Origin of the sequence: Paenibacillus alginolyticus DSM 5050 = NBRC 15375 (genome assembly GCF_000422905.1) — a bacterium.
Lineage (GTDB): Bacteria > Bacillota > Bacilli > Paenibacillales > NBRC-103111 > Paenibacillus_E > Paenibacillus_E alginolyticus.
This window is the reverse complement of record NZ_AUGY01000199.1, coordinates 1-3,821: the sequence shown is the minus strand read 5'-3', so window position 1 is coordinate 3,821 and position 3,821 is coordinate 1. Positions and strand designations below refer to the sequence as shown.

At 38.4% G+C, this 3,821-nt stretch carries 6 protein-coding genes; all 6 read left to right on the top strand.

Annotated elements, in window-relative coordinates; genetic code table 11:
• Window positions 1–265 precede the first annotated feature (265 nt).
• The 6 genes from G519_RS0137965 (at window position 266) to G519_RS0137940 (ending at window position 3,412) form a co-directional block, all read left to right on the top strand.
• Window positions 266–850 (top strand): GNAT family N-acetyltransferase, encoded by a 585-nt coding sequence (locus G519_RS0137965; RefSeq protein WP_029198975.1) that lies wholly within the window; start codon window positions 266–268, stop codon window positions 848–850.
• A 312-nt stretch (window positions 851–1,162) separates the two neighbouring features.
• Window positions 1,163–1,573, top strand: coding sequence for a GNAT family N-acetyltransferase (locus tag G519_RS0137960; protein ID WP_029198974.1), 411 nt, complete (start codon window positions 1,163–1,165; stop codon window positions 1,571–1,573).
• Between the two features lie 54 nt (window positions 1,574–1,627).
• Window positions 1,628–1,804, top strand: coding sequence for a hypothetical protein (locus G519_RS51500; protein WP_154669672.1), 177 nt, complete (start codon window positions 1,628–1,630; stop codon window positions 1,802–1,804).
• 113 nt (window positions 1,805–1,917) lie between these two features.
• Window positions 1,918–2,361, top strand: a complete 444-nt coding sequence (locus tag G519_RS0137950) for a cell wall hydrolase (protein ID WP_029198973.1) — start codon at window positions 1,918–1,920, stop codon at window positions 2,359–2,361.
• Between the two features lie 339 nt (window positions 2,362–2,700).
• Complete coding sequence (locus G519_RS0137945) at window positions 2,701–3,183, top strand: DUF2975 domain-containing protein (protein WP_029198972.1); 483 nt, start codon at window positions 2,701–2,703, stop codon at window positions 3,181–3,183.
• 10 nt (window positions 3,184–3,193) lie between these two features.
• The gene (locus G519_RS0137940; protein WP_029198971.1) at window positions 3,194–3,412 is read left to right on the top strand and encodes a helix-turn-helix domain-containing protein; all 219 of its coding nucleotides are present in this window, start codon (window positions 3,194–3,196) and stop codon (window positions 3,410–3,412) included.
• The last annotated feature ends 409 nt before the right edge of the window (window positions 3,413–3,821 follow it).

The following is a 3,821-nucleotide window of genomic DNA, read 5'->3' as shown; positions in this document are numbered from 1 at the left end:
CGGCAGAGCCTGTCCGAGTCGATTACATCACGTTCGCGAGGCTCTAACAGGGTCTAATAATCACCATTACTCAGAATGGGATTGGCATTGAACTAACTGGGAACGATAGTTGAACATTCAACCCAGAACATGGCTGCTGGCATGGACGGCAGCCTTTCGTTCACCTATCGGGTAGTTTTCTTCATAAAGGTTATAATTTTTATATTGAAGAATGCATAAAATGCTGATAATCTTATGGAAATATTTTCTATAGGAGGGTTATTGAATGAGCATTGAACCAACCGATCCGATATTATATACGATACCTGAGAGCTTTGAAAGTAAACGATTGCTTATAAGAGCCCCATTATGGGAAGATGGCTTGAGGGTAAATGAGGCAGTTAAAGAAAGTATTGAAGAATTGCGTCCCTGGATGCCGTGGGCTGGGAACATTCCTACAATTGAAGAGTCTGAATTAAGTATCCGACGATCTAGGCTTCAATTCTTGGATCGCACCGATCTAAGATTACTCCTTATTCTGAAAGAAACAGGTCAATTAATTGGTAGCAGCGGTTTACATCGAATAGATTGGCAATCGCGAAAATTTGAAATTGGTTATTGGGTGCGTACATCTTTTGGCAATCAAGGATATATTACTGAAGCAGTAGAAGCTATTACAAACTATGCTGTACATGAGTTACAAGCTAATCGAATTGAAATCCGATGTGATGGACGAAATGCTCGAAGTTCACGAGTTGCCGAACGCCTGGGATTCACATTAGAAGGAGTTCTTCGAAATGATAAGTGTAATGTAGATGGTTCATTGAGAGATACTATGGTATTTTCTAAGGTTCGCGGTGTGGAGTTTTAATTATTTTTCCAGCCCTTTACGAATAAACGTGAGGTGAGTCATTTTGAGGATCGGTGAGGTAACATCAGAGGGTTTTACCTTCTTTAATTTCTAAGATCGAATTTACTAATTTTAATGCAAAAAAAGAATTCAGGGATTTTCAAATGATAATACTTGAAGTTGGTTGGACCACATTTGACTTGAGCTGATTCAACTAACGAGGAACGATAGTTAAACATCAGAAGGGCTACTGTGTGGCAGTTTTCACTCTGTTAACTGGTAGTTTACAAAAGATGGATTAGTTAATTACTGTGGCATTAAGGGGGGGGGAAGATGAAGATAATTGTTGCAACTGATTCAGACTATGAATACATACGAGAAAGTGACCATCATATTTTAGAGAACTTAATATTGCCAAAAATAAAGAAAAATGAAATATACATACTACGGAACCAAGATGAAAGTAATATTGGATGGATGAGATACGGGTATTTCTGGGATAACACACCCTTCATGAATATGATTTGGGTCGACGAACAATATCGAGGCAAGGGTGTAGGCAAGCAAGTTGTCCTCTTATGGGAAGATCAAATGAAACAAAATGGCTTTAAATTGGTTATGACGTCTACTCAGGCTAATGAAGAGGCACAACACTTCTACAGAAATTTAGGATATCGGGATGCGGGATGTTTATTACTCGAAAATGAGCCGATGGAAATCATTCTGACTAAAAAATTAATTTAAACCACGGGTTACTCACGTTAAAGGATAGTTGTATGTTGGGATGTGGGAGTGTATATGGAAGAATTCTTATATCACTATTACGATGAATCAACGGGTCCCTTTCGTAATTTATCTGATCTAGAAGCGGATGAAGCTGAACGAGTTCTCAACAATATCCATCTTCAAAAGAAAGGATTTGCTAGTGAAGGAGCTTGTCATCGTGGCAGCTCCTTTTTCTGTTCATTCAAGTAAAGGGCAGAAGAGTGTGGTGGAACGGCTATTTATTATCGCTCACTATTTTGCCAGAGTAACACATCCGCCTCACCTACAATATGATGTGTATAGAAATCTAAAGAGGTGAGCCAATGGCAGTCGTAAAAGCTAGGAAACAGGATATTGATATGTTGGCTAGGTTGCTTCGAGCTGAAGCTGAGACCGAAGGCGAAATGGGCATGCTCCTTGTTGGAAATGTTGGCATTAACCGAATAAGAGCGAATTGCTCCGATTTTAAAGGAATCCGGACAATTCCCCAAATGATCAACCAGCCGCATGCGTTCGAAGCATTGCAACATGGTATGTACTATCAAAATGCAAGAGAGAGGGAACGCCGTCTGGCGCGACGGACTGTGAATGGGGAGCGGAATTGGCCAGGCAAATTCTCCCTATGGTATTTCCGTCCAGGAACGTTCGAAAATCCCGGACCATGTCCGCCAACTTGGTATAATCAGCCGCTCGTAGGACGATGGAAGAAGCACTGTTTCTATGAACCGACGGCGAAAGAATGTGAAAATGTATATAATACTTTTTAATTTTATAAACGTAAAGAGCTCAGGATCTCTTAACCTGACTTGTCACAGCCATGTGTCGGTAGACAAGAACTTTATCTCATTAAGTGCCGCGTAAATTTAACATTTTAAAGTAAGAGCATTTCTTTGTAATGAGAAATGCTTTTTTTATTTGTCAAAATTAAAAGGATATTTCAATAATAATATAATATTAAACAATGCAATTTTATTGAAAAACGATAAATCATATGCTAAAATCATGTTGTCATTAAATAAGTGGAGGTGTGCCATTAAAAACATCCTTGAATTAAAACCAGAAAATGATTAACGTTTCGGTAAAATTTAATTAACGAGGTGCTTTTTATGAAACAAGTTACGACACTCTTTTTAAAGCTAGCTGTTATTTTTATAGGAATCCCAGTTCTTGCATTGTGCATATTTTTGGTGCCTAAGATCGGGAATTTTGCTGGAGAATTGTATCCAGATATTGCTTATATGAAATCTCTCGTTTTAATCGATATGTACGCGGCAGCGATACCTTTTTACTTTGCTCTGTATCAAGCTTTTAAACTTTTAAGCTATATTGATAAGAACCAAGCGTTCTCGGAATTATCAGTAAAGGCTTTAAAGAATATAAAATACTGTGCCATCACGATCAGTACCATGTACCTGCTAGGTATGCCACTCTACTATTTCATGGGGAAAAGAGTTGACCCTCCAAGTTTCATACCAATCGGATTGGTCATTATTTTCGCCTCTATAGTGATCGCCGTTTTTGCTGCTGTTCTCCAAAGACTTTTACAAGAAGCTATTAATATAAAATCAGAAAATGATTTAACGATCTGAGGTGAATATCATGGCGATTATCATCAATGTTGATGTGATGTTGGCAAAAAGGAAAATGAGCGTAACAGAACTTTCGGAGAGGGTTGGAATTACTATGGCGAATATTTCCATTCTGAAAAATGGGAAAGCAAAAGCGGTTCGTTTTTCAACATTAGAAGCGATATGTAAGACTTTGGATTGTCAGCCAGGTGATATTTTGGAGTACAAAAGCGATGAAGACACTCAATAAAAACAGACAACTAATTTATTTAACGAAGAACGATAGTTCAAACAAACCAAGGAGCAGCACACGTGCTGCTCCTTGTTGTCATTTTGAAATTTTGTTCATTTGCACAAGTTTTCATTTGGTCCGCATTTTAGAGTACACATAGGAAGTAGGTTTTTGTGTGATTCGTTTGAAGCAGTGGCTTTTGAACACCGAAAGGGCTGCCATGTGGTAGCCCTTTACTCTACCGGGATTTTAACGCAGCAATGATTACAAATTATGATACGGATCACCGCCCTGTCTGTTACGAATAGTTAAAAAGCCATACTGTAAGGAATGAGGCCACTGAAAAAGTTCCTTAACTACATCAAAGGGGTATAGCCACTCAAAAAAATTGAGGATGCTGTACCTTTTTTTCGGTATGATTAGGGTA

Bases quoted from the DNA above. Each gene is read 5' to 3' on its own strand.
- G519_RS51500 (WP_154669672.1), top strand. From the start codon at position 1,628: ATGGAAGAATTCTTATATCACTATTACGATGAATCAACGGGTCCCTTT.
- G519_RS0137940 (WP_029198971.1), top strand. From the start codon at position 3,194: ATGGCGATTATCATCAATGTTGATGTGATGTTGGCAAAAAGGAAAATG.
- G519_RS0137965 (WP_029198975.1), top strand. From the start codon at position 266: ATGAGCATTGAACCAACCGATCCGATATTATATACGATACCTGAGAGC.
- G519_RS0137960 (WP_029198974.1), top strand. From the start codon at position 1,163: ATGAAGATAATTGTTGCAACTGATTCAGACTATGAATACATACGAGAA.
- G519_RS0137945 (WP_029198972.1), top strand. From the start codon at position 2,701: ATGAAACAAGTTACGACACTCTTTTTAAAGCTAGCTGTTATTTTTATA.
- G519_RS0137950 (WP_029198973.1), top strand. From the start codon at position 1,918: ATGGCAGTCGTAAAAGCTAGGAAACAGGATATTGATATGTTGGCTAGG.